Source organism: Clostridium sp. DSM 17811 (assembly GCF_018861905.1).
In the GTDB taxonomy this organism is placed as follows: Bacteria; Bacillota; Clostridia; order Clostridiales; family Clostridiaceae; genus Clostridium_AD; species Clostridium_AD frigoriphilum.
In genome coordinates, this window is the sequence record NZ_JAHLDU010000072.1 from 1 (window position 1) to 1,908 (window position 1,908).

Consider the following 1,908-nt stretch of genomic DNA (forward strand, 5'->3'; position numbering starts at 1 on the left):
GCTAACTAATCCCCTTAACCTTCCAGCACCGGGCAGGCGTCAGCCCCTATACATCAGCTTTCGCTTTAGCAGAGACCTGTGTTTTTGCTAAACAGTTGCTTGGGCCTATTCTCTGCGACCTACTTACGTAGGCACCCCTTCTCCCGAAGTTACGGGGTCAATTTGCCGAGTTCCTTAACAGTAATTCTTCCGATGGTCTTAGGATTCTCTCCTCACCTACCTGTGTCGGTTTGCGGTACGGGCACCAATATCCTCGATAGAGACTTTTCTTGGCAGCGTGGAATCAGATACTTCAGCAATAAATTGCCTTCCCCATTACATCTCAGCGTTAAGAGCAAACGGATTTGCCTGCTTGCTCCGCCTAAATGCTTAGACACACATCCAATAGTGTGCACATCTTATCCTCCTGCGTCATCCCATTTCTAATAACGTCCATTGGTGGTATCGGAATATCAACCGATTGTCCATCACCTACGCCTTTCGGCCTCGGCTTAGGTCCCGACTAACCCTGAGAGGACGAGCCTTCCTCAGGAAACCTTAGGTTTTCGACCGTTAAGATTCTCACTTAACTCTCGCTACTCATGCCAACATTCTCACTTCTGTACCGTCCACCACTCCTTACGGTATGACTTCAGCCAGTACAGAAAGCTCCTCTACCGCTTACACAATTGTGTAAACCCATAGCTTCGGTGGTAAGTTTTAGCCCCGGACATCTTCGGCGCAGGATCTCTTGACTAGTGAGCTATTACGCACTCTTTGAATGAGTGGCTGCTTCTGAGCCAACATCCTAGTTGTCTTAGAAATCCCACATCCTTTTCCACTTAACTTACACTTTGGGACCTTAGCTGATGGTCTGGGCTGTTTCCCTTTTGACTACGGATCTTATCATTCGCAGTCTGACTGCCGAAATAAAAGTATATGGCATTCGGAGTTTGATAGGGTTCAGTAACTGTTGTCAGCCCCTAGCCCATTCAGTGCTCTACCTCCATTACTCAATTAATCGACGCTAGCCCTAAAGCTATTTCGAGGAGAACCAGCTATCTCCGAGTTCGATTGGAATTTCTCCGCTATCCACAGCTCATCCCATGGTTTTTCAACACCAACGTGGTTCGGACCTCCACGGAATTTTACTTCCGCTTCATCCTGGCCATGGATAGGTCACCCGGTTTCGGGTCTACGACATGCAACTAGAACGCCCTATTCAGACTCGGTTTCCCTTCGGCTCCGTACCTTAAGTACTTAACCTTGCTACATATCGTAACTCGTTGGCTCGTTCTACAAAAAGCACGCCGTCACACATAAAAAGTGCTTCGACCGGTTGTAGGCACACGGTTTCAGGTTCTATTTCACTCCCCTTCCGGGGTTCTTTTCACCTTTCCCTCACGGTACTTCTTCACTATCGGTCACTAGGTAGTATTTAGCCTTGGGAGGTGGTCCTCCCAGCTTCCCACAAGGTTTCACGTGTCTCGTGGTACTCTGGATTAGATCTGACTGTTCTTCCTTTTCATTTACAGGCCTATTACCTTCTGCGGAGCAGCTTTCCAGCTATCTTCAATTAAAGAATTGCAGTATTTATGATCTATCCTCAACCCCTAAGTCAAAGACTTAGGTTTGGGCTCATTCCCTTTCGCTCGCCGCTACTTAGGAAATCGATATTTCTTTCTCTTCCTCCGGGTACTTAGATGTTTCAGTTCCCCGGGTGTACCTCTGCATACCTATTTATTCAGTATGCAGTACATAGTTGTTACTATGTGGGTTCCCCCATTCGGAAATCTTTGGATCACAGGCTATTTGCGCCTACCCAAAGCTTATCGCAGCTTAACGCGTCCTTCTTCGGCTCCTAGTGCCAAGGCATTCGCCATGCGCCCTTTGTAGCTTGACCTTTGATTCTGTCTATTTACATAGACG

Annotated in this window: 1 rRNA gene; it reads right to left on the reverse strand. The window is 47.5% G+C overall.

Annotation, left to right across the window (positions count from 1 at the left end):
- Positions 1 to 1,882 (reverse strand): 23S ribosomal RNA (locus KPL44_RS24935); the annotation flags it as partial.
- Positions 1,883 to 1,908: the final 26 nt, after the last annotated feature.